The sequence below is a fragment of the Streptomyces sp. NBC_00490 genome, from assembly GCF_036013645.1.
GTDB lineage: Bacteria > Actinomycetota > Actinomycetes > Streptomycetales > Streptomycetaceae > Streptomyces > Streptomyces canus_F.
The window spans coordinates 1942630-1964774 of sequence record NZ_CP107869.1 but is presented as its reverse complement, the minus strand read 5'-3'; the positions used below and the strand labels follow the sequence as shown (position 1 = coordinate 1964774).

21 protein-coding genes and 1 pseudogene are annotated in these 22145 nt (G+C 71.1%); 10 read left to right on the top strand and 12 right to left on the bottom strand.

Annotated elements, in window-relative coordinates:
* Positions 1–69 precede the first annotated feature (69 nt).
* The 3 genes from OG381_RS08785 (at position 70) to OG381_RS08775 (ending at position 4048) form a co-directional block, all read left to right on the top strand.
* Entirely contained in the window at positions 70–780 is a 711-nt protein-coding gene (locus tag OG381_RS08785; RefSeq protein ID WP_327715564.1) for a hypothetical protein, read from the top strand.
* 57 nt (positions 781–837) lie between these two features.
* Complete coding sequence (locus OG381_RS08780) at positions 838–2469, top strand: peptide-N4-asparagine amidase (RefSeq protein WP_327715563.1); 1632 nt, start codon at positions 838–840, stop codon at positions 2467–2469.
* Positions 2470–2647: 178 nt separating this feature from the next.
* Entirely contained in the window at positions 2648–4048 is a 1401-nt protein-coding gene (locus OG381_RS08775; RefSeq protein ID WP_327715562.1) for a cation:dicarboxylate symporter family transporter, read from the top strand.
* A 74-nt stretch (positions 4049–4122) separates the two neighbouring features.
* Here the strand turns inward: OG381_RS08775 and OG381_RS08770 are convergent, their stop codons facing one another.
* Positions 4123–4581 carry a MarR family winged helix-turn-helix transcriptional regulator gene (locus OG381_RS08770; RefSeq protein WP_307033922.1) on the bottom strand — a complete coding sequence of 153 codons (459 nt, stop codon included), beginning with the start codon at positions 4579–4581 and terminating at the stop codon, positions 4123–4125.
* Between the two features lie 94 nt (positions 4582–4675).
* Between OG381_RS08770 and OG381_RS08765 the strand changes: the two genes are divergently transcribed.
* Together OG381_RS08765 and mltG are read left to right on the top strand one after the other, a co-directional pair.
* Positions 4676–6478: an ABC transporter ATP-binding protein gene (locus tag OG381_RS08765; RefSeq protein ID WP_327715561.1), complete on the top strand. Its 1803-nt coding sequence runs from the start codon at positions 4676–4678 to the stop codon at positions 6476–6478.
* A gap of 43 nt (positions 6479–6521) precedes the next feature.
* Positions 6522–7379, top strand: a complete 858-nt coding sequence (gene mltG / locus OG381_RS08760; protein ID WP_327715560.1) for an endolytic transglycosylase MltG — start codon at positions 6522–6524, stop codon at positions 7377–7379.
* A 12-nt stretch (positions 7380–7391) separates the two neighbouring features.
* Here the strand turns inward: mltG and OG381_RS08755 are convergent, their stop codons facing one another.
* The 5 genes from OG381_RS08755 to OG381_RS49620 form a co-directional block, all read right to left on the bottom strand.
* A complete protein-coding gene (locus tag OG381_RS08755) occupies positions 7392–8459 on the bottom strand; it encodes an NAD(P)-binding domain-containing protein (RefSeq protein ID WP_327715559.1) in 1068 nt (355 codons plus the stop codon).
* 46 nt (positions 8460–8505) lie between these two features.
* A complete protein-coding gene (locus OG381_RS08750; protein WP_327715558.1) occupies positions 8506–9528 on the bottom strand; it encodes an ABC transporter substrate-binding protein in 1023 nt (340 codons plus the stop codon).
* A gap of 41 nt (positions 9529–9569) precedes the next feature.
* Positions 9570–10343 carry an ABC transporter ATP-binding protein gene (locus OG381_RS08745; protein WP_327715557.1) on the bottom strand — a complete coding sequence of 258 codons (774 nt, stop codon included), beginning with the start codon at positions 10341–10343 and terminating at the stop codon, positions 9570–9572.
* Positions 10316–11194, bottom strand: coding sequence for an ABC transporter permease (locus tag OG381_RS08740; RefSeq protein ID WP_327715556.1), 879 nt, complete (start codon positions 11192–11194; stop codon positions 10316–10318). The genes OG381_RS08745 and OG381_RS08740 overlap by 28 nt, the downstream gene beginning before the upstream one ends.
* Positions 11195–11359: 165 nt before the next feature.
* Complete coding sequence (locus OG381_RS49620) at positions 11360–11443, bottom strand: putative leader peptide (protein WP_349817350.1); 84 nt, start codon at positions 11441–11443, stop codon at positions 11360–11362.
* A gap of 122 nt (positions 11444–11565) precedes the next feature.
* Here OG381_RS49620 and OG381_RS08735 point away from each other — a divergent pair, with 122 nt between their 5' ends.
* Entirely contained in the window at positions 11566–11988 is a 423-nt protein-coding gene (locus OG381_RS08735; RefSeq protein ID WP_327715555.1) for a secondary thiamine-phosphate synthase enzyme YjbQ, read from the top strand.
* 38 nt (positions 11989–12026) lie between these two features.
* Here the strand turns inward: OG381_RS08735 and OG381_RS08730 are convergent, their stop codons facing one another.
* The 5 genes from OG381_RS08730 to OG381_RS08710 all read right to left on the bottom strand — a co-directional run bounded on the left by OG381_RS08730 (position 12027) and on the right by OG381_RS08710 (position 17303).
* The gene (locus OG381_RS08730) at positions 12027–12665 is read right to left on the bottom strand and encodes a restriction endonuclease (protein ID WP_327715554.1); all 639 of its coding nucleotides are present in this window, start codon (positions 12663–12665) and stop codon (positions 12027–12029) included.
* Positions 12666–12854: 189 nt separating this feature from the next.
* Entirely contained in the window at positions 12855–13751 is an 897-nt protein-coding gene (locus OG381_RS08725; RefSeq protein WP_443062028.1) for a S1 family peptidase, read from the bottom strand.
* A gap of 205 nt (positions 13752–13956) precedes the next feature.
* Entirely contained in the window at positions 13957–14790 is an 834-nt protein-coding gene (locus tag OG381_RS08720) for an alpha/beta fold hydrolase (RefSeq protein ID WP_327715552.1), read from the bottom strand.
* Between the two features lie 88 nt (positions 14791–14878).
* A complete protein-coding gene (locus OG381_RS08715; protein ID WP_327715551.1) occupies positions 14879–16084 on the bottom strand; it encodes a GDSL-type esterase/lipase family protein in 1206 nt (401 codons plus the stop codon).
* A gap of 136 nt (positions 16085–16220) precedes the next feature.
* Positions 16221–17303 carry a LacI family DNA-binding transcriptional regulator gene (locus OG381_RS08710; RefSeq protein ID WP_327715550.1) on the bottom strand — a complete coding sequence of 361 codons (1083 nt, stop codon included), beginning with the start codon at positions 17301–17303 and terminating at the stop codon, positions 16221–16223.
* Between the two features lie 128 nt (positions 17304–17431).
* On the opposite strand from OG381_RS08710, the pseudogene OG381_RS08705 reads away from it, so the two are divergent.
* Together OG381_RS08705 and OG381_RS08700 are read left to right on the top strand one after the other, a co-directional pair.
* A pseudogene (locus OG381_RS08705) lies at positions 17432–17554 on the top strand (DNA-binding response regulator); the annotation flags it as partial.
* A gap of 107 nt (positions 17555–17661) precedes the next feature.
* Positions 17662–18546, top strand: a complete 885-nt coding sequence (locus OG381_RS08700; protein ID WP_327715549.1) for an NAD(P)-dependent oxidoreductase — start codon at positions 17662–17664, stop codon at positions 18544–18546.
* Between the two features lie 53 nt (positions 18547–18599).
* Here the strand turns inward: OG381_RS08700 and OG381_RS08695 are convergent, their stop codons facing one another.
* Entirely contained in the window at positions 18600–19514 is a 915-nt protein-coding gene (locus OG381_RS08695) for a glycoside hydrolase family 16 protein (protein WP_327715548.1), read from the bottom strand.
* A 197-nt stretch (positions 19515–19711) separates the two neighbouring features.
* Between OG381_RS08695 and OG381_RS08690 the strand changes: the two genes are divergently transcribed.
* Both OG381_RS08690 and OG381_RS08685 read left to right on the top strand, forming a co-directional pair.
* Positions 19712–21136: a condensation domain-containing protein gene (locus OG381_RS08690; RefSeq protein WP_327715547.1), complete on the top strand. Its 1425-nt coding sequence runs from the start codon at positions 19712–19714 to the stop codon at positions 21134–21136.
* Positions 21137–21273: 137 nt separating this feature from the next.
* Positions 21274–22125 (top strand): isocitrate lyase/PEP mutase family protein, encoded by an 852-nt coding sequence (locus OG381_RS08685; protein WP_327715546.1) that lies wholly within the window; start codon positions 21274–21276, stop codon positions 22123–22125.
* The last annotated feature ends 20 nt before the right edge of the window (positions 22126–22145 follow it).

Below are 22145 nucleotides of genomic sequence, written 5' to 3'. Positions count from 1 at the left end.
GAAAGGTTCGCGTCATCGCGGGGTCGGAGGCAAACGGTTTTCCGGTCGGGCGGATGCGACCATGGCGGGGTGGCGAGCGATGGACGACGTGCGGTGGCCTGCGGGATCCTCCTGGCGGCCCTGGCCGCCTGCGCGAGCCCCCGGACCGAACCGGAGAAACCCGCGGCGAGACCTACGGCCGCCGCCCCCGCCGCAGCGCCCACCGGCGTCCCGGGCATCGGCGACCGCTTCCGGCACCGCGTCCCCGACGACTCCCGCCAGATCGTCGCGGTCTACGGCGACGGCAGGAACTCGCCGGATTCCACGGTCGTTCTCTACACGAAGCACGGCTCCGCCTGGGAGCGCACCCGCAGTTGGCCCGCGCACAACGGCAAGAAGGGCTGGACCACCGACCATCGCGAGGGCGACAAGCGCAGCCCTGTCGGCGTGTTCACCCTCTCCGACGCGGGCGGCGTCCTGGAGGACCCCGGCTCGAAACTCCCCTACACCCGCTCCGCCGCCTTCGCGGCCCCGCGCTGGTGGGCCGAGTCCCACTGGCACGACTTCGACTACGTCATCGCCATCGACTACAACCGGGTCAAAGGCACCCCGCCGAACGACCCCACCCGGCCCGGCGGCGACGCCAAGGGCGGCGGTATCTGGCTGCACATGGACCACGGCAGCGGTACGTCCGCCTGCGTCAGCCTGTCCGGTTCGGCGATGCGGTACCTGCTGCGCACGCTCGACCCGGACCGGCATCCTGTGGTGGTGATGGGGGACAGGGACGGCCTGGCGAGCTAGCACTCGCGGGGGAGGCCTCATTGCGGAAGGCACCCGACTCGCCGTAGAACACCGGCCATGAAGAGACGGATCATCATGTCCATGCTCGCCGGAGCGACCCTCCTGGCGAGCACCCTCCTCGGGGCGACCCCCGCCCAGTCGACCGACGCGCTCGTCCGCTCGAGCGGCACGCCCGCTCAATCCGCCGACGTCCCCGCCGAGTTCGGCTCCGACTGGCACGACCCCGTCACCGCCGCCCCGCCCGTCACCAGGCCCTCCGGCAGGTCCTGCGACGTCACGCTCGCCGAGGCGCGGTTCCGTGACTTCACGCCGTACAAGGGCACTTACACCCCGCCCGAGGGCTGCGGCGACCGCTGGAGCAAGGTCGTGCTGCGGATGGACGGCAAGGTGAAGGGGCGTCAGTACGACCGGCTCGGCTATCTGCACGTCGGCGGGATCGAGATCCTCCGTACGTCGACCCCGCAGCCGTCGCCCGACGGGATCGAGTGGTCGGTCGAGAAGGACGTCACGCGCTACAGCGACACCTTCCGCGCCGGCCACGACGTCGAGATGCTCATCGGGAACGTCGTCGACGACACGTACACCGGCATCATCGACGTCAAGGTCACCCTGACGTTCTACGCCGGCCGCCCCGCCGCGACCCCCGACCGGGTCCTCACCCCGACCGACGGCACGATCACCACCCCGCGCAACAGCGAACGCATCGTCGCCGAGGTGTACGCCACCGGATCCGGCGGCGGCTGCGAGGAGTACTGGTACCTGACGGTGCCCGACGAGGCGCCGTACTCCTGCAAGGCGTCGGGCGGCCCCTACCGCGAGGTGCAGATCAAGGTCGACGGCCGGCTCGCCGGGATCGCCGCGCCGTTCCCGCACGTGTGGACCGGTGGCTGGTCCAACCCCTTCCTCTGGTACGTCGTTCCGGGACCGCGCGCCTTCGACGTCAAGCCGATCGAATACGACCTGACGCCGTTCGCCGGGATGCTCAACGACGGCCGCCCCCACCGCATTGAGGTCGACGTCGTCGGCGTCCCCGAGGGACAGACCGGATGGAGCGCCCCCGTGAACGTCCTGGTCTGGCAGGACGCGAAGAGCACACGGGTCACCGGCAAGCTCACCACGCACACCGTCGGTGACCTCACCAACTCCTCGACGTACAGCCCCGGTTCGGAGCACCGTCTGGACACCGAGGGCGCGCACCGGCTCACCGTCGCCGGATACGTCGACACCTCGCACGGCCGGGTGACCACCACCGTCCGGCGCGCGCTCAGCAACACCTCCACCCACCGCTGGACCGACGGCGAGAACGTCGACGCGCTCCAGGCCACCTGGGCGGACGACGAGTCGGTCACCGTCGACGGACGGGGCCCCGCCCGCACCACGCGTACGCATCGGACGTACACCATGGACGGCACCACCACGCTCGGTGCGGACGACCGGCTGCGGACCGTGCTGACGCTCGGCGACCGGGCGGCGGTCACCGTCACGCGCGACAGCCGCCGAACGGCGTGGTCGCGGCTCGACGACACCTACACCGGCGACGCCACCTGGACCGTCAACGTGCCGCGCGACCAGCGGCACGCGGTCGGCACGACGAGCGAGCGCTACCGGCTGTACGGACCGGAGGGCTGTTATGACCGCTCCCTGACCAGTGTTCAGGGGGTGCTCACCGAGGATCGTCGAGGCTGCTGAAGGCAGTTGTGTGCGATGCGTCACTCAAGGACGTGATTTACGCGGCGGAAACACGGCGGTTTCGCGGGAGATCAACGGCGCCTTCAAAGTGATCGCCACGGAAGCCGCTTTCCGTATCGCAGAAGTCTCCGACGTCCCCTCGGGGCCTCTGTGCACCGACGTCCCCCAAGGAGTGCCCGTGCCGCCGTCCGTCCCGTCCCTGCCGCGACGCGTCGCACGCATACTGCGTACCTCACTCTTCGCCCAGGTCGCCGTCGCGCTGGTCCTCGGCATCGTTGTCGGAAAGCTCTGGCCCGACTTCGCCTCCGACCTCCAGCCGCTCGGCGACGGCTTCACCCGGCTCATCAAGACGATCATCTCGCCGCTCGTGTTCTGCGTGGTCGTCGTCGGTATCGCCAAGGCCGGTGACCTCAAGGCCTTCGGCCGGATCGGGCTCAAGGCCCTCATCTGGTTCGAGGTCGCGAGCACACTGGCCCTGATCATCGGCCTCCTCGCGGCCAACCTTGTCCAGCCCGGCTCGGGGATGAACGTCGACCCGTCCACGCTGAACAGCGCGGCGGTCGACGCGAAGACCGGCGGCGGCTCGCTGCCCTCGACGACCGAGTTCGTCGTCAACGCGATCCCCACCAGTTTCATCGGCGCCTTCGCCGAGAACGAGCTCCTCCAGGTGCTCATCCTGGCCTGTCTGGTGGGCGCCGCGCTGCTCCACCTCGGCCACACCAAGGTGCCGAAGGTGCTGCCCGCCATCGAGCAAGCCCAGGAGATCATCTTCGCGGTCGTCGGCTTCATCATGCGCCTCGCCCCGATCGCGGTGTTCGGCGCGATGGCCGTCCTGATCGGCCAGTACGGCCTCGGGGTCATCGAGACCTACGCCAAGCTGATCATCCTGTGCTACGCGGCCGCCGCGCTCTTCATCGCGCTGCTCGCCGTCGCCCTCAAGATGGTCACCGGGCTCAGCCTCTGGAAGTTCCTGCGCTACATCCGCGAGGAGATGCTGCTCGCGCTCGGCACGGCGTCCACCGAGTCCGTCATGCCGCGTGTGATGCAGAAGCTGCGCAAGGCCGGCGCCCGCGACGACGCCGTCGGTCTGGTGCTGCCGACCGGCTACTCCTTCAACCTCGACGGCGCCTCGCTCTACCTGTCCATAGGCACGCTGTTCATCGCCCAGGCCGTCGGCGTCGACCTCAGCCTCGGCCAGCAGATCACCGTGGTCCTGGTGCTGATGCTGACCAGCAAGGGCATGGCGGGCATCCCCGGCTCGGCCTTCCTCGCCCTGTCCGCGACCGCCTCCTCGCTGGGCGCGATCCCGGCCGGCGCCGTCGCCCTGCTGCTGGGCGTGGACCGCATCATGGACTCGATGCGCGTCGTGACCAACCTGCTCGGCAACTGTGTCGCCGTCTTCGCGGTGTCCCGCTGGGAGGGCGCGCTGGACCTGGAGAAGGCGAAGAGGGTGCTGGACGAAGGGAAGCCCGACCCCGAGCCCGCCACTGACCCCGCCCTCGAGCCGGAAGACGCCGAGAAGCCGATCGCCGCGGTACCCACTCAGAAGGCCAAGGAGACCGCCTCCGAAGCCAGTTGACGGCAACTGCACGAAAAAAGAGGGTCGCGGCGACCAGCCGCGGCCCTTCTTTTCATGCCCTCAACAGCATGCCCTCAACAGCGCTTCCCCGGCTCGGGCACGGCCCCGTCCACCAAGGTGTCCAGCAACCCGCCCAGCACCTCGCGCTGCTCCTCCGTCAGCGGCGCCAGGATCTCGGCCGCCGCCGACCTCCGAGCCCCCCGCAGCTCGCGCAGCGCCTTGTGTCCGTCGTCCGTGAGCTCGATCCGGATGACCCGCCGGTTCGTCGGATCCGGCACCCGTCGCACCTTGCCGCTCGTCTCGAGACCGTCGACCAGCGACGTCACCGCGCGCGGCACGACCTCCAGACGCTCGGCCAGATCGGCCATGCGCGGCGGCGAGCCGTAGTGCGCGAGGGTGCGCAGCAGTCGCGACTGGGCAGGAGTGACACCCAGGCCGCTCTGCTCGATGTGCCGCTTCTGGATCCGGTGCACGCGCCGCGTGAACCGCAGCAGCTGCTCGGCGAGCGGGCCGTCGGAATCGGGGGTGGTCATACGGGAACAATAACAGGACCATGTTCATTGTGAGTATAGGTAACAATGAGCTAAGGTCCGTGAGTCCCTCACGACGAGTCTCCCGAAGGAGCCCATGCACCCCGACAACGAACCCGCCAGGCCGTCGCCCGGCGACTCCGAGGAGCAGCCCCGCCAGGTGCGCCGCATCCTGAAGCTGTTCCGCCCCTACCGCAGCCGGCTGGCCGTGGTCGGCCTCCTGGTCGGCGCCGCGTCGCTGGTCTCGGTCGCCACTCCTTTCATGCTGAAGGAGACGCTGGACGTAGCGATCCCCGAGGGCCGCACCGGCCTGCTCAGTCTGCTCGCGCTCGGCATGATCCTCAGCGCCGTGCTGACCAGCGTCTTCGGCGTCCTGCAGACCCTGATCTCCACGACGGTCGGCCAGCGCGTCATGCACGACCTGCGCACCGCCGTCTACGACCGCCTCCAGCGGATGTCGCTCGCGTTCTTCACGCGCACCCGCACCGGCGAGGTCCAGTCCCGCATCGCCAACGACATCGGCGGCATGCAGGCGACCGTCACCTCCACCGCCACCTCGCTGGTCTCCAACGTCACGAGCGTGGTCGCCACGATCGTCGCGATGCTCGCCCTCGACTGGCGTCTGACCGTCGTCTCCCTGCTTCTGCTGCCGGTCTTCGTGTGGATCAGCCGCCGCGTCGGCAACGAGCGCAAGAAGATCACCACCCAGCGCCAGAAGCAGATGGCCGCGATGGCCGCCACGGTCACCGAGTCCCTCTCGGTCAGCGGCATCCTCCTCGGCCGCACCATGGGCCGCTCCGACTCGCTCACCCAGTCCTTCTCGGACGAGTCCGAGCGCCTGGTCGACCTCGAGGTCCGCGCGAGCATGGCCGGCCGCTGGCGCATGGCCGTCATCACGATCGTCATGGCCGCGATGCCCGCCGTCATCTACTGGACCGCGGGCCTCGCCCTCCAGATGGGCGGCCCGGACGTCTCGATCGGCACGATCGTCGCCTTCGTCTCGCTCCAGCAGGGACTGTTCCGCCCGGCGGTCAGCCTGCTCGGCACCGGCGTCCAGATCCAGGCCTCGCTCGCGCTCTTCCAGCGCATCTTCGAGTACCTCGACCTGCCGATCGACATCACCGAGCGGGAGCGCCCGGTCCACCTCGACACCATCAAGGGCGAGGTCCGCTTCGAGGACGTCGAGTTCGGCTACGACGGCAAGAGCGCCCCCATCCTCGACGGCATCGACATCACCGTCCCCGCGGGCGGCAGCCTCGCGGTCGTCGGCCCGACCGGCGCCGGAAAGTCGACGCTCGGCCACCTGGTCCCGCGGCTGTACGACGTGACGGGCGGCCGCGTCACCCTCGACGGGATCGACGTGCGCGACCTCGACTTCGACACGCTCGCCCGCGCGGTCGGCGTCGTCTCCCAGGAGACGTACCTCTTCCACGCCACCGTCGCCGACAACCTGCGCTTCGCCAAGCCCGACGCCACCGACGAGGAACTGCACGCGGCGGCGCGGGCGGCCCAGATCCACGAGCACATCGCCGCTCTGCCCGACGGCTACGACACGGTCGTCGGCGAGCGCGGCCACCGCTTCTCCGGTGGCGAGAAACAGCGCCTGGCCATCGCCCGGACGATCCTGCGCGACCCGCCGGTCCTGATCCTGGACGAGGCGACCAGTGCCCTGGACACCCGTACCGAAGCGGCCGTCCAGGACGCCATCGACGCCCTGTCCGCCAACCGCACCACGCTCACCATCGCGCACCGGCTGTCCACCGTCCGCAACGCCGACCAGATCGTGGTCCTGGACTCCGGGAGCGTGGCCGAGCGCGGCACGCACGAGGAACTGCTGGAGAAGGACGGACGGTACGCCGCCCTCGTACGCCGGGATGCTCAACTGGAACCGACAAGCTGAAAATATGCCGGGTTTGTAACGATATGGGGGTTACCGTGCCCGCATGTACCAGAACACTCCGTCACGGAGCTCGATTCGACTGACCCGCCGGGGCCGCCTCGTCCTCATCGCGACCGGGGCCGTCGTGGCCGGCACCGCCGTGGCGGTGCCGCTGCTGGGCCTGGACAGCGACAAGGACGCCAAGCCCACTTCGCTGGTGATCCCTGAGGGCTGGCGCGCGAGCCAGGTCTACGACGCCGTCGACAAGGTCCTCGCCCGCCCGGCCGGCACCACCAAGAAGGCCCTCGCCAAGGCGAACCTGAAGCTGCCGACCGACGCCGAGGGCAATCCGGAGGGCTACCTCTTCCCGGCGACGTATCCGCTGAACGACAAGACCACGCCCGAGGCGCTGCTGACGTTCATGGCCGACACGGCCCACCAGAAGTTCAACGGCACCCCGATCGCCGCCGGGGCCCAGCGCAACGCCATGAACGTCTACCAGGCCGTCACCATCGCGAGCATCGTCCAGGCCGAGGCCGCCACCAAGGCCGACATGGGCAAGGTGGCCCGGGTCATCTTCAACCGCCTCGAGCGCGGGATGCCGCTCCAGATGGACTCCACCATCAACTACGCGCTCGGCCGCTCCACGCTCAGGACGAGCGAGGCGGACACGCGCATCGACAGTCCCTACAACTCGTACCAGCGCATGGGCCTGCCCCCGACCCCGATCGACAACCCGGGCGAGGAGGCCGTGCGTGCGGCGATCACCCCGACGCCCGGTGACTGGCTGTACTTCGTCACGGTCAAGCCGGGCGACACCCGCTTCACGGCCGACTACCAGGAGCACCTGCGTAACGTGGCCGAGTTCAACGCCCAGCAGAAGAGCGGCGGTTCGTCCGCGTCGCAGCAGCCGCCGAAGTGACCCTGCGGGGCCTCAGGCGGCGACTGTTTCCCCTTCCAGCAGCCGCCTGATGTCCCGTACGGCCGCGCGGCCCGCCCGGTTGGCGCCGATGGTGCTGGCCGACGGGCCGTAACCGACGAGGTGGATACGGGGGTCGGCGACCGCGCGCGTCCCCTCGACGCGGATCCCACCACCCGGCTCGCGCAGCTTCAGCGGCCTCAGATGATCGACGGCGGGCCGGAATCCGGTCGCCCACAGGATGACGTCGACGTCCGTACGCCGCCCGTCGTTCCACTCCACCCCGTCCGGAGTGATCCGGTCGAACATGGGCTGCCGGTCCAGGACCCCGTCCTCGATGCCCTGCCGGATCGCGTCGTTGAGGGGCAGCCCGGTCACCGAGGCCACACTCCGCGGCGGCAGCCCCTGCCGCACCCGTTCCTCGACGAGCGCCACGGCCTCCCGGCCGATCTCCTCGGTGAACGGGCCCTCGCGGAAGACCGGCGGACGCCGCGTGACCCAGATGGTGGAGGCCGCGAACGGGGCGATCTCCAGCAGGTGCTGGGTGCCCGACGCGCCCCCGCCCACCACGAGGACCCGCTGCCCCGCGAACTCCTCGGGCCCCGGGTACTGCGCGGTGTGCAACTGCCGCCCCCGGAACGTCTCCTGGCCGGGATAGCGCGGCCAGAAGGGCCGGTCCCAGGTGCCGGTCGCGTTGATCAGCGCCCGTGTCGCCCACGTCCCGGCCGAGGTCTCCACCAGGAGGCGCCCGTCCGCGCCCTCCCGCACCGCGTGCACATCGACGGGCCGCCGCACCCGCAGGTCGAAGGCGCGCTCGTAACTGTCGAAGTACTCGGCGATCACCTCGGAGGACGCGCGCGCGGGATCGGCGTCGGTGAGCTCCATGCCCGGCAGGGCGTGCATCCCGTGCACCTTGCCGTACGTCAGCGAGGGCCACCGGAACTGCCAGGCCCCGCCCGGGCCGGGGGAGTGGTCCAGGACGACGAAGTCGCGCTCGGGCTCGAAACCGGTCCGGCGCAGGTGATAGGCGCTGGACAGACCAGCCTGACCAGCGCCTATGACGACGACCTCGATGTTGTTCACGTTTCTACCAACTGTGCCGGGGTCGCAGATCTTCCCGGCGGCCGGCCTACGACTTCTCGCCGCGCGCGGGGGTCGTGGACGGCGGCAGATCCGCGTTGAAACGCGTGTCCACGTAGTCCGCGAAGTCGACCTTGTGCGGGATCAGCTTCAGCTCGGTGAAGGCGTCCGCGATCTCCTGCTCGGAGGCGATGAGCGGCTTGTCGACCGCGACCGAGATCCGGCTGGCGTTGGTGCGCTGCACCGACGCCAGCGCCACCTCGTACGGCAGACCGGTGTCCTTCGCCCACACCTCGGCCCACTCCTTCTGATGGCCGTGGACCCACGCCGTCGCCCGGCGCAGCCGCTCCAGGTAGTCCCTGATCGCGGCGGCCTTCTTCTTGTCCCCCAGTGCGCTCGGCGCCGCCACCTGGAAGGTGAGGCCGTTGGTGATGCCGTCGCCGGTGGTGAGGACGCGGCCCTGCTCGCCCTCGAGGATCTGGGACGTGTACGGGTCCCAGACCGCCCACGCGTCGACCTTGCCGGAGGTGAACGCGGCCAGCGCGTCGGCCGGCTGGAGGTACTTGACCTTGACGTCGCTCAGACTCAGACCGGCCTCCTTGAGGGAGGCGACCAACTGGTAGTTGGCGGAGGAACCCTGGGCCACGGCGACCGACCTGCCCTTGAGCTGCTCGGCCTTCGTCAGCTTCGAGCCGTTCGGTACGAGGATGGCGTCACCCTTGGACGTGCCGTGGAAGGCGGCCACGACCTTGATCCTGGAGCCGGCTCCGGCGGCGAACACCGGCGGGGTGTTGCCGACGCCTCCGATGTCGACGGCCTTGGCGTTGACGGCCTCCAGCAGGGGCGGGCCGGAGGTGAACGTCGACCACTTGATCTTGTAGTCGAGGTTCTTCAGTTCGCCCGCGGCCCGCAGGATCGCCTCCGAACCCCCCTTCTGGTCACCGACCTCGAGGGTGAGGGAGCCCTGGCCGTCGGTGCCGGTCCCCGTTCCGGCGGTCGCGTTGCCGCCGCAGGCGGTGAGCAGGAGGGCGAGGGGGAGGAGCAGTGCGGCGGGGGCGAGGCGTCGTCGCATGGGGGTTCCGTTCTGTGGTGTCGCTGTGGTCGTGGGGGGTTTCAGGCGGCTTCGGCGGCGGTGTCGACGCCCAGGCGTTCCAGGAGGCCGGCGCGCAACTCCGCGAAGCGGGGGTCGGTGATGTCGCGCGGGCGGTCGAGGTCGATGCGCTGTTCGTGGGCGATGACCCCGTCGTCCATCACCAGGACACGGTCGGCGAGCAGGACGGCCTCCTCGACGTCGTGCGTGACGAGCAGCACGGCGCAGCCTCGGCGCTGCCACAACTCGCCCACCAGGCGCTGGGCCTTGATCCGGGTGAGTGCGTCGAGCGCGCCGAACGGCTCGTCGAGCAGCAGGAGATCGGGCTCGCGGACCAACGCCCGGGCCAGCGAGGCGCGTTGGGCCTCGCCGCCGGAGAGGGTCTTGGGCCAGGCGTCCGAGCGGTGGCCCAGTCCGACCTCGTCCAAGGCCTTGTCGGCGACGGTCCGTGCGGGCTTGCCCGGCAGTCCGAGCAGGACGTTGCGCCACACCTTCTTCCACGGCATCAGCCGGGGTGCCTGGAAGGCGACGGCCTTGCGGCGCGGCACCAGGACGGTGCCCTCGATCTCGCGGTCGAGGCCCGCGAGGATGCGCAGCAGGGTGGACTTGCCACAGCCGCTGCGGCCGAGAAGGGCCACGAACTCGCCGGGCCGGACGTCGAGTTCGAGGTCGTCGATGACGGCGCGGCCGTCGAAGGAGCGGGTCAGCCCCTCGACGCGGACCGCGTACGGGACGCGGGGAGCCGGGGGCGTGTCCGGCCCCTTGGTGGTCACCGGCCGGTGAACGTCGGTCGCCATTGCAGCAGCAGCCTTTCGAGGGAGCGGACGATGAAGTCGGCGAACAGGCCGAGGAAGGCGTAGACGATCAGGCAGACCACGATCACGTCGGTCCGCAGGAAGTCCCGTGCCTGGACCATGAGGAAGCCGATCCCGGAGTCCGCGTTGACCTGCTCGGCGAAGACCAGCGCCAGCCAGGCGATGCCGAGGGAGTAGCGCAGACCGGTCAGGGCGCCGGGCAGTGCTCCCGGCAGGACGACGTGCCGCACCAGCCCCCATCGCGAGAGGCCGAGGGACTCGCCCGCCTCGATCAGCTGGGCGTCGACACCGCGGATACCGGCGTAGACATTGAGGTAGAGCGGGAAGGTCACGCCGAGCGTGATGATCGCGACCTTGGGCGCCTCGCCGATGCCGAACCAGATGATGAACAGCGGGATGAGACCGACGAACGGCACGGTCCGCAGCATCTGGACAGGGGCGTCCACGAGGTCCTCGCCGATCCGGAACAGGCCCGAGACGAGGGCGAGTCCGGTGCCGACGAGGGTGCCGAGGAGCAGACCGACGGCGACGCGCTGGAGGGAGATGGTCATGGCGGAGGCCAGCGAGCCGTCGGCGATCAGATCGCTCGCGACCTGCGCGATCCGGCCCGGTGAGGCGAGTACGTCGGAGGCCAGCACGCCTGTGGCGCTGAGGAGTTGCCAGAGCGCCAGCAGGAGGACCGGGCCGGTGGTGCGGCGCAGCCAGCGGGGGACGCGGGTGCGTCGGGAGGAGGCGGGGACGATGGGTTCGAGGTCGAGAGGGGCGTCGCCCGCCTCGGACTTGACGGAAATATCGGGTTCGTGGGGGTGTGGCGGGGCATGGCTGATGCTCATGAGTGCTCCACGGAGGGGAGAGCGGCCGATGAGGGAAAGTGGGGGGAGTTGGGGGGCCGCGACCGTGCGCCGTCGTCTCAGGCGCGCACCGGGGTGAGGGGGTGCGCGCGGATCAGACGTGCGGGCAGAGCGGAGCGCAGGCGCGAGGGGGTGCGAAAAGGGGCGTCAGCAGCCGCGGCGACACGCGGCGGAGGCCACCCGCAGCAGGTCGATGTGACCGCGCGTGGTGAGCAGAGCTGAACGCAACATGCCGCCGAAAGTAGCCAGATGGCGTGGCCATGGTCAATGGCGTCTCGCGGAGTGGACCGCCCGTATCAACGGTCGGGCGACCGGTCGCTCGCGGCACCGGGCGAATGGGTGAGGATGGGTGTATGTCAGATGCGTTCACCACCCAGGTCCTGAACATCACCTCCGGCTCGACGGAGCGGGTCGTCGACCTGACCGCCGACTGCGAGGCGTTCCTGCGGGAGGCGGCCACCGGCCGCGACGGCCTCCTCAACATCTTCGTCCCGCATGCCACCGCGGGCATCGCGATCATCGAGACGGGCGCCGGCAGCGACAACGACCTCCTCGCCGCCCTGCACACCCTCCTCCCCTCCGACGACCGCTGGCAGCACCGCCACGGCAGCCCCGGCCACGGCCGCGACCACGTCCTCCCCGCGTTCGTACCACCGCACGCGACACTGCCGGTGGTGGACGGACGGCTGGAACTGGGGACGTGGCAGTCGGTGTGCCTGGTGGATACGAATCGCGACAACCCGGACAGGAAGGTCCGTCTGTCATTCCTTGGGTGAGGTCCTGATCACGAGGCTGCTCGGGACTGCCCTGTCGGTCACTTGCCGTACGCCTGCTTCCAGCGCGCCCGGTGGCGGGAATCCCCCTGTCCATGGCCGTTCACGCCGCTCAACGACAAGAGGGAAGCGCCGTTGTTCCACAATCCGAGGTGATCCCGGTGCACGGCGAGGATGCCGTGCTCCACCGCGAACTTCTCCGAGGGACGACTGAAGCGCGTAGTCGTCACGAACACGGCCACCTCTGCCCGGAAGTGCACTCTGGCTCCCAGCAGATCGCGCAACTCCCGGCTCGCGATGGTGCTGCTCGGGGCGTACCGCTTGCATTGGACCACCATGGTCCGGCCGTCCGGGAGACGCCCGAGGACGTCAGCACCGTTGTCGTGCGAACCACCCACCCGCCGGACCTCCGTGCACCCGTCACGGCGGCACAGGCCCGCCACCAGTTCCTCGAACTCCGTGCCCGTCATGGCATCCACCTCGGCGAGGCTCCGGCGGCCGGCCTTCACCTCCTCGTCCTGTCGCCAACGACGGTCCCGTGCGCGCACCAGCCGGTCCGTGCGCCACAGCCACCAGCCGAGCGCCCCGATGCCCCCGAGCAGCAGAGCCGCCGTGACATACGGCCACACGGCCGACCAGTACGCCACCAGGAGGGCCAGCAGCACACCGCCGCCGATCACGGCCGACTTCAGCCGAGCCTTCCGCCTCCTCCGAGCAGCTGCGCCCCGTCCACGCCGAGCAGCCATCCCCGCCTCCCCCTGCCGTCCCTGATGGGCAGTCTGGGCAGTCCAGAGCCGAGCGAGAAGGGCGCGAGTCAGCCATGGCCCGATCGGCTCACGCGCGGCGGTTCGGCACCGACCGCGTCGCCGTCAGTACACCGACAACCCGTACGCGCTCAGCGCTTCCTGGATGGGCTGGTAGAACGTGGTCCCGCCCGAGGTGCAGTTGCCGGAGCCGCCGGAGAGGATGCCGAGGACCTTGTCGCCGGCGTAGAGCGGGCCGCCGCTGTCGCCGGGTTCGGCGCAGATGTTGGTCTGGATCAGGCCGTAGACGATGTCTCCGCTCCCGTAGTTGACGGTCGCGTTGAGCGCGGTGACCCTGCCGCAGCGGACGCCGGTGGTCGCTCCCCGGCGGCAGACGGACTGGCCGACATAGGCGGTCGCGGTCCCCGTGATGTCGACGGAACCGATGGTGCCGGGGTGCGGTACGGCCGGGTTGGAGTACCGGACGACACCGAAGTCGTTGCCGGGGAAGCTGGTGGCGGTGGTGGAACCGATCGGCGTGGTCTGGGCGGAGCTCGTGTACCAGGTGGTCGCGCCGTCGGTGCAGTGGCCCGCGGTGACGAAGTAGTAGGTGGATCCGCTCTGCACGTTGACCCCGGCCGAACAGCGCCAGGCTGATGTGTAGATGCCGTCGCCGCCCGAGAGGAGGGTGCGGAGCGGGCCGTCGAGCCGTTCCAGGCGCACGGCGCCCGGGAAACGCCCGGTGGTGCGCCGCAGTTGGGCCAGGCCGGCCTCCGTGACCGTGGAGTCGGCGAGCACCCGTAACGTCCCGGTCCGCTCGTCGACGGCCCAGCTCGTCCCCGCGATTCCCAGGGAACCGACGGCCGAGGCCACGTCGGAGACCGAGGTGGCCGAGGGCGCGGCGCCGGCCGTGGGCTCCGTGGCCGCGCCGGCGTCGGACACCGCGAGCGCGGTCACGACGAGCAGGCTCAGCACCGAGGCGATCAGCCGTGGACGTCTGGTGGTGGTACGGCGTGCTCTGATCACCGAAGTCTCCCCGAGGTCGATGGGCCGGGTTCGCGGCAGGCCCGAACGGTCGTCGGGCGTGCCGTACTTCCGTGCGCGGTGCTCCGGCGCCGTGATGCGTGCGCGAGTGCTCAGGGCGCGGTGGCGGCGGGACGCGGCCTCAGTGTGCCCGGCCGCGCCCGGCGGGGGTAGGCGGTCGTCGGCCGACCTGGAAACCGAGGGGTCAGTCGGTCGTCCGGAGGTGTTCGAGCAGCAGACGGTTCAGCGACTCGGCTGCCTCCTCGGGGATCCAGTGACTGACGTCTCGCAGGGTCTCGAACCGGTACGGCTCCTTGACCCACCGCGCGGTCTCCCGCGCGGCCACCGGTCCGAACGCGAGGTCCGCCGTGCTCCAGACGTACAGCGTGGGTACGTCGATGACGTCGATGGCGCGTTCGGGGCGGCCGGCCCGGTACCAGTTCAGCGCCGCCGTGAGGGCGCCGGGCCGGGACAGATGCCGTACGTAGGCCTCGGCACTGGACTGGGGGACCTTCCCGGCGTAGAAGGCACGCAGCTTCTCGGCGTCATGGGCCAGCATCTCGTTCTCGGTGGCGGGAGTCTCACGCCAGTCGATCATGTAGCGCGACCGTGCGCGCTGGTCGTCGTCGGTGCGCAGGGCGTGGGCGAGGGCGCCGGGATGCGGGGTCGAGACGACCGTCAGCGTGCGTACGCGGGCGGGATGGGTGTCGGCGGTCCACCAGGCCACCGCGCCTCCCCAGTCGTGGCCGACCAGGTCGAACGTCGTCCAGCCCAGCCGCTCCGTGATCGCGACGACGTCGTCGACCAGGATGTCGACGCGATAGTCCTCGGGCCGCTCGGGGCGGACCCCGGGGGAGTAGCCGCGCTGGTCGGGTGCGACCACGCGGTGGCCGTGCGCGGCCAGTGCCGCGATCTGGTGCCGCCACGCCGCCCTCGTCTGCGGGAAGCCGTGCAGGAGCAGTACCGGACGGCCGTCCGGCGGGCCCGCCACGGTGGCGTCGAAGGTGCCCGCGGGGGTGGGGATGCTCAGCTCGGTCACGGCCGACTCCTTCATACCGACTGGTCGGTCAGCCTTCTTGCGCAGGGCCGGGATGTCAAGGCGGAGGGTGCCGGGCGACAGGGTGGAGTCACGCCGAGGCCGGTCGGGCGGGCTCCGCTGCCGGGGCGGGGGCGCTGCCACCACCGGGACGCCGCCGAACGGCGGGAAGGGGCTCGCCGAACGACAGGGGCAGGAAGCGCTCGGCCATGCGGGCGTAGCCGGCCGCGTTCGGATGCAGACCGTCCGGGAGGTCGGCGATGTCCTCGGGCCCGAACAACGCCGTTCCGTCGATGAGCCGGAGTCGGTCGTCGCCGTCCTTGCGGCGCTGTTCGACGTGGTGGGCGAGCAGCTCGCGGATGCGGGTGAGGGTGAGCGCCCCCAGGGAGAGTTCGACGGGGCGGTCGACGGTGTGCACGCGCAGGTCGGGGCCCACGAGGGTGGGGCCGGGCCGGTTTTCGGCGGCCGGGCAGACGATGGGGGTGATGATCAGGATCGGGGTGTCCGGGTGCGCGTCACGGATCGTGTCGAGGAAACCGTGGAAGGCCGGGACGAAGGTGCGCTCCCGCATGCTGTCGGCGTTCAGGACGTTGATGCCGAGTTCCAGACTGATCGTGTCCGCGGGCAGGTCCCGGATGGCGCGGGCCATGAAGGGGTCGAGATGGCACTGCCCGCCCAGGGCGAGGTTGAGCAGGGACAGCCCCGCGGAGTGGGCGACGATCGCCGGCCAGGTCCCGGTCGGCCGGTCCGCCTCCGCGCACTGGCTGATCGAGCTGCCGTGATGCACCCACAGCGGGCCGCTCGCGGGAGCCGCCCGCACCGACGCCCCGTCCGGCACGCGTACGTCGAGCAGTTCGAGCCTCGAGGCGACAGGGAGCCAGATCTCGACATGGCGCTCACGGGCATCGGGGCCGAGAGGGAAGCGGACGGTGGCGGGTTCGGCCGGCCGGCTCTCCTGGTCCCCGGAGACGGGGTCGAGGAAGAGCAGGGACTGTCGTGTGGCCACGACCGGTTCGCGCAGTTCGCCGTCGACCACCAGGTCGAAGACAGCGCCGCCGGCGGGCATGCCCGGCGGCAGGACCACGGTCAGCCGGACATCCAGCTCGATGTCGGTGGCGTCGGTGAGCAGGTCGAACCGGACACCCGAGGGCACGGCACTGTTGAATGCGAAGGCCTCGTCGGCCAGCTGGGCGCGCCCCGCCTCCGGTGACCGGTGCAGGGTCACTCCGGACGGGCCGGTGGTCTTCGCGAGGGCGCCGACGACACACTCGAGCGCGAGACCGAGGACGGATTGCACAGCTGGGCCTTTCGGTCGTGGTCCTCGATCCGCCGGATCACCTCGGGACGGTGGCGTCCTCGCCGGGCGGCGCGGTGACCTCGGTGACCTCATCGGCCACCGTGTTCCCCGGGATGCCGCGGACAATCGCGCATTCTCACCTCCCGGACTTCCCGGACCTCCCGGTGACGGCCGGGGGCGGGGGAGCCGTCGAGGCGCGGACGACGAGGTCGACCGGCGGGGCGCTCGCCGGCAGGGGGTCGGCGTCCGGGTTCTCGATGGCGTGCACCAGACGCTTGAGCCCCTCCTGTGCCACGGCGTCGAAGGGCTGCCGCACCGTGGTCAGGGGCGGAGTGACGTAGGCGGCGACCGGAACGTCGTCGAAGCCCACCACGCTGACGTCGCCGGGCACGTGCCGCCCGGCCTCCGTCAGGGCGCGGACCAGCCCGATCGCCATGTCGTCGTTGGCGGCGAACACGGCGGTGACCTCGGGGTCCTGGGCGAACGCGCGGCCCGCCGCGTACCCGGACGCGGCCGACCAGTCGCCCTCGACGACGGGGGGCACGTCCCTCCCGTGCGAGACCAGAGTGGTCCGCCATCCCTCCAGCCGGTCCCGGGCGGCGAACCACCGCTGCGGGCCCGCCAGATGATGGACCGTCACATGACCCAGCCCCAGCAGGTGTTCGGTGGCGGCACGGGCCATCAGATCGGCGCCCCCGCCCGCGGTCAGCACCGCCGGGGAGCTGAGAGGCGGCGGCGGAGCGCCGATCACCAGGACCGGGACGTCGACGCGGAGGGGTCCGGCTTCGCCGTCGCCCGGCTCGTCGATCGGCTCGGAGATGACGATGCCGTCCACGCCCTGGTCGAGGAGCGAGTCCACGGCACCGGCGAGCCCGGCCGGGTCGCCCTCCATCGTGTTGACCACGCGCAGCGCGTACCCCGTGTCCCGGACGACCCGTTCGACGCCCATGAGGAGGGAAGCGGGCCCGTACAGGGCGGTGCCCAGCGTGATCACGCCGATCGAACGGGTCCGTCCCGACGCCAGTGCCCGGGCGGCGTTGTTGCGCCGGTAGCCGAGCTGTTCCGCGGCTTCGAGGACGCGTCTGCGTACCTCGGCGGAGACGTAGGGCTCTTCGTTGAAGACTCGCGACACCGTCTTCTGGGAGACCCCGGCCAGACGCGCCACATCCACACCGTTCGGCGCCGCGGAGCTGCCGCTCCGTCCTGTGCCTCGCTTCATGGTGTCCCCCGGTTGACCGCACGATCGGGCCGCAATGATGCCAGACGCCGCTGCCCGACCGTGGAGACGTCGTAGCCGCCCGCGCCTGTCCCGCATGCTCCGATTCCGGCTGCTCCGGTCCAGGAAGCCGCTCCGGTATCCAGCGCGCCCTGACGAAGCTGGGCGCCCGCGACCGCGCGCAACTCGTGGTGATCGCCTACCAGACCGGGCTCGTACGACCCGGGTCCCCCTCGGGCCCGGCAGGCAGGTGACCGGCCAGGGCCCCGCGGCACGAGGGCGTTCACCACCGTCACGGCGTCCCGGTCGACGAGCGTCCGAACCCTATGCTCGGGTCCCCACCCCCAGGGAAGGTGACGTCATGACCGACCAGCTCACCGTGAGCGTCCTCGGCACCGGAATCATGGGTGCCGCCATGGCCCGCAACCTCGCCCGCGCCGGACACACCGTCCGCGCCTGGAACCGCAGCCGCGCCAAGGCCGAACCGCTCGCCGCCGACGGCATCGCCGTCGCCTGCACCCCCGCCGAGGCCGTCGGGGGCGCCGACGTCGTCCTGACCATGCTCTACGACGGTCCCGCCGTCCTCGACGTCATGCGGCAGGCAGCTTCCGCGCTGCGCCCCGGCACCGCCTGGGTGCAGTCCACCACCGCCGGTATCGAGGGCGTCGCCGACCTGGCCGCCTTCGCCCGCGAGCAGGACCTCGTCTTCTACGACGCCCCCGTGCTCGGCACCCGCCGGCCCGCCGAGGCCGGACAGCTCCTCGTGCTCGCCGCGGGGCCGGTGGACGGACGGCACAAGGTGACGCCGGTCCTCGACGCCGTCGGCGCCCGCACGGTGTGGACCGGCGAGGACGGCGCCGAAGGCAGCGCCACCCGGCTGAAGCTGGTCGCCAACAGCTGGGTCATCGCGACCACCAACGCGATGGGCGAGGTCCTGGCCCTGGCGAAGGCGCTCGACGTCGACCCGCAGAACTTCTTCGACGCCATCGCGGGCGGCCCGCTGGACATGGGCTACCTGCGCGCCAAGTCCGCGCTGATCCTCGACGACAAGCTGTCCCCGCCCCAGTTCGCCGTGTCGACCGCCGCCAAGGACGCCCGGCTGATCGTCGAGGCCGGCGAGCGAGGCGGCGTCCGGCTCGACGTGGCCGCCGCGAGCGCGGAGCGCCTGGAGCGTGCCGCCGCGCAGGGCCACGGCGACGAGGACATGGCCGCCGCGTACTTCGCCAGCTTCGACGAGAAGGCCTGAGCCAACGGAGGCGGGCAAGGCGCGGACACCTCGGCCGGGCAGGCTCGTGCGGGTCACTTCCAGTCGTAGGCGTACGCGGCGACCCAGGTGATGTCGAGCTGGGCGCTGCTGCCCGGAGCCGCGCCGGGGCCTTGCAGGGCGCTCTCGTTCTGGAGCACCCAGGACAGGGGCTGCCGGGGAACCTCGCGGGTGTCGTGCCCCACCTGCCGGCCGTCCACGAAGAAGCGCACATGGCCGGGCGTCCACTCGGTGGAGACCGTGTGCCACCGTGTCCACTCCTCGCTCCCCGGGAAGTAGCCCTGTTCACCCCCGCCGCACGGATGGTGGAAGGCCGTGAGATCGCCGGTCCACTCGCCCTCGGGGTGGTCCATCTCGCAGCCTCCGCCGTAGTGCAGCCAGGCCGACTTGTAGCCCGGGGCGAGTTCGGTCACCTTGATACGGGCGCTGTACTTGCCGTACCTCATCTGCATGACGGCACGAGGTACCACCGCCGCAGCGTGCACGGGACCCCCGTCGGCGGGCCGCCACATACGGATGAACATCCTGCCGTCGCCGTTCTCCGCGGGACCCACGCTCACGGTGTCCTCCGGGTGGTAGACACCCACGACCTGCCGGCCGCGGTCATTGGCCGTGTCACGCCAACCGGTCGGATAGGCCCACCAGTTGTCGCGGTACGCACCGCGCAGGCCCCCGCAGTACGCGGCGGAGGTGTCGACGGCGTGGTCGCAGTCGCTGAACCCGCCCAGCGGCACCCGGTCACCGTTGAAGTCCTCGGCGAGGACCTGCCAGAACGGCCCGCAGTCGCCGCGGGGCAGTTCGGTGCCGGTGGCGCGGCAGGCGTCGGCCGCACCGGCTTCCCCCGCTGCCCCGTCGGCACGGGGGATGCCGAGGACGGCGGCCAGGAGCACGAGCCCCATGGACGCCAGCAGAGCGCGCTTACGGCCGTGCGGTGCTGCGTGTGATCCCATCGGGAGGCCCTCCGGTCCTCGGTGCGCCGATGTCGTACGACGGGAAGTGCCGGGCGAGGGAGCATCCTTGCCGCGAGCCGGTGCGAACACCATCCCCACAACGGCCGGAGTACCGGAGCGTCAGCCTCCAGTCGCGTTGCTTCGGGCCCGTCCGCTCGTTGATCCCTCCACGCGGTGAGCGATGATCGGAGAGCCCTGTGCGCATGACCGACCTCCAGCGGTGCGAGATCCGGCCCGGAAGGCTCGTGGAGTGGACCCTGCATCCCGCGTCGGTGGGCGCGGCGCGGGCGTTGCCGGACGACGCGAGGCCACCGGCGTACGTCCAGGAGTCCCACATCCGCACGGCACGGACGGTGCGGGAGGACGGGCTGTTCGTGCCGACCTGGCTCGGTACCGCCTTCGACATCCCCGGACGCGTCGAACTCGACGTTTTGCAGGGCGCGTTGGAGGCCTGGATGCTGCGGCACGAGACGCTGCGCAGCGGGTTCCGATGGGCCGGCGACGAGATGCGGCGCTTCACCCTCGACTCCGACGCCGTCGCCCTGCACCGCGAGGACATCGGAGAATTCGCGGACGCGGTGACGCTGACCCGGTACCTGCAGGACCGTTTCGACGTCGCAGCCGACGCGCTCACCTGGCCCAACTTCCTGTTCACGGCCGTCGTACGGGACGACGGGGCGAGTGTGTACATGGCGTTCGACCACAGCAACGTGGACGCGTACTCGATCCACCGCATCACCGCCGAGATCCACGAGCTGTACGCGGCCGGCCTCGAAGGGCGCATCGTCGTGCCCGAACCGGTCGCCAGCTACGTCGACTTCTGCGCCGACGAACGCTCGGACGCCGACCGGATCGACGACACCCACCAGGTCGTCGGCCGCTGGCGGGAGTTCATCGGGCGCTGCGACGGCAGGCTGCCCAACTTCCCCGTCGACCTCGGCCTGGATCCCGAAGGCCCGCTGCCCGAGCAGAGGTTCGTCCAGGAGATGCTCGTGGACGCCGCGGACGCGGCGGCCTTCGAGGCGTACTGCCGTCCCTACGGCGGCAGTCTGGTCGGGATCGTCGCGGCCGTCGCGCTCGCCGCCCGCGAGATCAGCGGCCTGAGCGTGTACCGCACCGTCGTGCCCTTCCACACCCGGGTCAAGTCCCGCTGGGCCGAGTCGGTCGGCTGGTACGTGGGCGGGGCGCCCGTCGAGATCCCGGTGGAGCGGGCCGTGGACTTCGACGCCGCCCTGGAACTGGTCCGCGCCGCGCTGCGCGACACCCGGGCGCTGTCCCGGATGCCCCTGGCCCGCGTCCTACGCCTGCTGGGCGCGGACTTCCGGCCCACCTCACCGGACCTGTACTCGATCCTCTCGTACGTCGACTCCCGCGACATCCCCGGTGCCGCACGCTGGCAGGAGCTGAAGGCGTACGGGCTGATCAGGGTGTCCTACGGCGACCAGGTCTGCGCGTGGGTCACCCGGGTCCCCGAAGGCCTGCAGTTCGCCTGCCGACTGCCGGACACACCGGTCGCCGACAAGAACATGCGGCGCTGTGCGGAACTTCTGCGGGCCCGGATCATCGCGGTGGCGCGCGAGACCGGGACCGTGGGCGCGGCGGCCGCGGCCCGCCGGGGGTAGAGCCTTGGGCAGGTCCGCGTCCCGGGTCGGCGGCGGGGCGCAGAGGTCGGTGTGTGGGTCAGGGTGAGCGCGGGCGGTGCGCGGGAGCGCGATCCGCTCGCTGGCCGTGCACGGAGTCACGACGTACGTTCGGGTGCGTGAACATCGACAGCCGAGAACGAGCCGAGCGTTTCGTCGAGTTGCACCGGGAGGGGTGCTTCCTGCTCCCCAACGCCTGGGACGTGGGAAGCGCCCGGGTCCTGGAGTCGGCGGGCTTCCCCGCCGTGGCCACCACGAGCGCGGGGGTCGCCTTCTCGCTCGGGCGCCCGGACCACGACTTCCACGACGAGAAGGCGCCGGACGGGCGGATCGGCCGCGACACCATGATCCGCCGGGTCCGTGAGATCGCGGACGAACTCCGGGTGCCGCTCAGCGCGGACCTGGAGGACGGGTTCGGTGAGGCGCCCGAGACCGTGGCGGAGACCATCTCGATGACCCGCGCGGCAGGCGCCGCGGGGGGCAACATCGAGGACTTCACCGGTGACCGCGCCCGGCCCCTGTACGAGGAGCCGCTCGCGGTGGACCGCGTCCGCGCCGCCCGTGCCGCCGCGGACGCCGCCGGCGATCCGTTCGTCCTGGTCGGCCGGACGGATGTGCTGCTGGTCGGCGGCTCGCTCGACGAGGCCGTACGGCGGGCCAACGCCTATCTCGCGGCCGGCGCGGACTGCGCGTTCGTGCCGGGAGCCGCCGACGCCGAGACCATCGGCACCCTGGTGCGGGAACTCGACGGCCCGCTCAATGTCGTCATGGGGCTCACCGGCAACGCGCTGGCCCTGGACGACCTGCGCGAACTCGGGGTGCGCAGGGTCACGGTCGGCGGCAGCATCGCCCGGGCGATGTACCGTCACCTGCTGGACGCGGCAAGGGAGTTGGCGGAGCGAGGCACCTTCTCCTATGCCGACGGCCAGCTCGCCCAGACGGATCTGAACGACCTGTTCCGGCAGGACTGACGCTCACACGGGTGCCGGTC

What these genes read in the sequence shown, in the direction of transcription:
- OG381_RS08750 (WP_327715558.1), bottom strand. Translation starts at nt 9,528, where the DNA reads ATGCGACGACGCCTCGCCCCCGCCGCACTGCTCCTCCCCCTCGCCCTC.
- OG381_RS08710 (WP_327715550.1), bottom strand. Translation starts at nt 17,303, where the DNA reads ATGAAGCGAGGCACAGGACGGAGCGGCAGCTCCGCGGCGCCGAACGGT.
- mltG (WP_327715560.1), top strand. Translation starts at nt 6,522, where the DNA reads ATGTACCAGAACACTCCGTCACGGAGCTCGATTCGACTGACCCGCCGG.
- OG381_RS08765 (WP_327715561.1), top strand. Translation starts at nt 4,676, where the DNA reads ATGCACCCCGACAACGAACCCGCCAGGCCGTCGCCCGGCGACTCCGAG.
- OG381_RS08700 (WP_327715549.1), top strand. Translation starts at nt 17,662, where the DNA reads ATGACCGACCAGCTCACCGTGAGCGTCCTCGGCACCGGAATCATGGGT.
- OG381_RS08695 (WP_327715548.1), bottom strand. Translation starts at nt 19,514, where the DNA reads ATGGGATCACACGCAGCACCGCACGGCCGTAAGCGCGCTCTGCTGGCG.
- OG381_RS49620 (WP_349817350.1), bottom strand. Translation starts at nt 11,443, where the DNA reads ATGTTGCGTTCAGCTCTGCTCACCACGCGCGGTCACATCGACCTGCTG.
- OG381_RS08780 (WP_327715563.1), top strand. Translation starts at nt 838, where the DNA reads ATGAAGAGACGGATCATCATGTCCATGCTCGCCGGAGCGACCCTCCTG.
- OG381_RS08770 (WP_307033922.1), bottom strand. Translation starts at nt 4,581, where the DNA reads ATGACCACCCCCGATTCCGACGGCCCGCTCGCCGAGCAGCTGCTGCGG.
- OG381_RS08745 (WP_327715557.1), bottom strand. Translation starts at nt 10,343, where the DNA reads ATGGCGACCGACGTTCACCGGCCGGTGACCACCAAGGGGCCGGACACG.
- OG381_RS08735 (WP_327715555.1), top strand. Translation starts at nt 11,566, where the DNA reads ATGTCAGATGCGTTCACCACCCAGGTCCTGAACATCACCTCCGGCTCG.
- OG381_RS08740 (WP_327715556.1), bottom strand. Translation starts at nt 11,194, where the DNA reads ATGAGCATCAGCCATGCCCCGCCACACCCCCACGAACCCGATATTTCC.